Below are 1,841 nucleotides of genomic sequence, written 5' to 3' on the forward strand. Positions count from 1 at the left end.
AGGAGTCGGCGTGAGCCTGAAGATCGTTGTCTGTGTGAAGTATGTGCCCGACGCGAGTGGTGACCGGGGTTTTGGTGGGGATTTGACGGTGGATCGTGAGGGTGTGGACGGTCTGTTGTCTGAGTTGGATGAGTATGCGGTGGAGCAGGCGTTGCGGGTGGCTGAGGGTGTGGAGGGGGATGCTGAGGTCACGGTGGTGACGGTGGGGCCTGAGGATGCGCGGGATGCGGTGCGGAAGGCGTTGTCGATGGGTGCGGATCGTGGGGTGCATGTTGAGGATGACGGGATTCATGGTTCGGATGTGATGGGGACGTCGTTGGTGTTGGCGTCGGTGGTGGAGAAGGTCGGTTTCGATCTGGTGGTGTGTGGGATGGCGTCGACGGATGGTGTGGGGGGTGTGGTGCCGGCGTTGTTGGCGGAGCGTTTGGGGGTGGCGCAGGTGACGTTGTTGTCGGAGGTGTCGGTGGAGGGTTCGGTGGTGCGGGGTCGGCGTGATGGGGAGGGTGCGGTGGAGGTGTTGGAGGCGTCGTTGCCGGCGGTGGTGTCGGTGACGGACCAGTCGGGTGAGGCGCGTTACCCCTCGTTCAAGGGGATCATGGCGGCGAAGAAGAAGCCGGTGGAGTCCTGGGATCTGGACGATCTTGACCTGGATGGTGAGCAGGTGGGTTCGGCGGGTGCGTGGACGGCGGTGGACGAGGCGACGGAGCGTCCGGCGCGGGTGGCGGGGAAGGTCGTCACCGATGAGGGCGAGGGCGGGAAGCAGCTCGCGGAGTTCCTCGCGTCGCAGAAGTTCATCTAAGCGGGGTCCTCAACCCTGTCTCGTCCTTCTCCTCTGCTCGTCTTCTCGTCTTCTCTCGTTGGGAGTGTTGGGTCATGGCTGATGTGTTGGTGGTTGTGGATCACGTTGAGGGTGCGGTGCGTAAGCCGACTCTTGAGGTGGTGACGTTGGCGCGCCGGTTGGGTTCGCCGGTGGCGCTCGCGCTGGGTGCGGGCGCGCGGGGCACGGCTGAGGTGCTGGGTGCGCATGGTGTGGAGCGGGTGTTGGTGAACGAGGGCGGCGAGTTCGCTGACTTCTCGGTAGTTCCGAGGGTGGATGCGGTCGCTGCTGCGGTGGAGGCGGTCTCTCCGGTGGCGGTGTTGTTCGTGTCGTCGGGTGAGAACAAGGAGATCGCTGCGCGGGTGGCGTTGCGGGTGGGTTCGGGTGTGATCGTGGATGCGGTCGACGTCGAGCCTGGAGGTGAGGGGGGTCCGGTGGTGGTGCAGTCGGTGTTCGCTGCGGCGTTTACGACGCGTTCGCGGGTGACGCGTGGGGTGCCGGTGATCACGGTGAAGCCGAACAGTGCGCCGGTGGAGCCGGTGGCTGGGGCGGGTGCGGTGGAGGAGTTCCCGGTTGCTTTCGGGGATGTGTCGCGGGTGGCGCGGGTGGTGGAGCGTACGGCGCGGGTGTCGTCGGGTCGTCCGGAGTTGACGGAGGCGGCGATCGTGGTCTCGGGTGGTCGTGGGCTTGGTAGTGGTGAGGGCTTCGCGTTGATCGAGGGTCTGGCGGACGCGTTGGGGGCTGCGGTGGGTGCGTCGCGTGCGGCGGTGGACGCGGGGTGGTATCCGCATGCGCATCAGGTGGGTCAGACGGGTAAGAGCGTGTCGCCGCAGTTGTACATCGCGTCGGGCATCTCGGGCGCGATCCAGCACCGGGCGGGCATGCAGACCTCGAAGACGATCGTGGTGATCAACAAGGACCCCGAGGCCCCGATCTTCGACCTCGCGGACTACGGCGTCGTGGGCGACCTCCACACCGTCGTCCCCCAACTCACCGACGAAATCAACACCCACAAGGGCTGAAC

Annotated in this window: 2 protein-coding genes; both read left to right on the forward strand. The window is 65.9% G+C overall.

What is annotated here, in order from left to right:
• The first annotated feature begins 10 nt into the window (after window positions 1-10).
• The gene (locus tag ABZ842_RS38780) at window positions 11-799 is read left to right on the forward strand and encodes an electron transfer flavoprotein subunit beta/FixA family protein (protein WP_361548583.1); all 789 of its coding nucleotides are present in this window, start codon (window positions 11-13) and stop codon (window positions 797-799) included.
• Window positions 800-873: 74 nt separating this feature from the next.
• On the forward strand, window positions 874-1,839 hold the full coding sequence (locus tag ABZ842_RS38785) for an electron transfer flavoprotein subunit alpha/FixB family protein (RefSeq protein WP_361548580.1): 966 nt from the start codon (window positions 874-876) through the stop codon (window positions 1,837-1,839).
• Window positions 1,840-1,841 lie beyond the last annotated feature (2 nt).

It is taken from the genome of Streptomyces sp. NPDC047315, from assembly GCF_040643215.1.
In the GTDB taxonomy this organism is placed as follows: domain Bacteria; phylum Actinomycetota; class Actinomycetes; order Streptomycetales; family Streptomycetaceae; genus Streptomyces.

Bases quoted from the DNA above. Each gene is read 5' to 3' on its own strand.
- ABZ842_RS38785 (WP_361548580.1), top strand. From the start codon at position 874: ATGGCTGATGTGTTGGTGGTTGTGGATCACGTTGAGGGTGCGGTGCGT.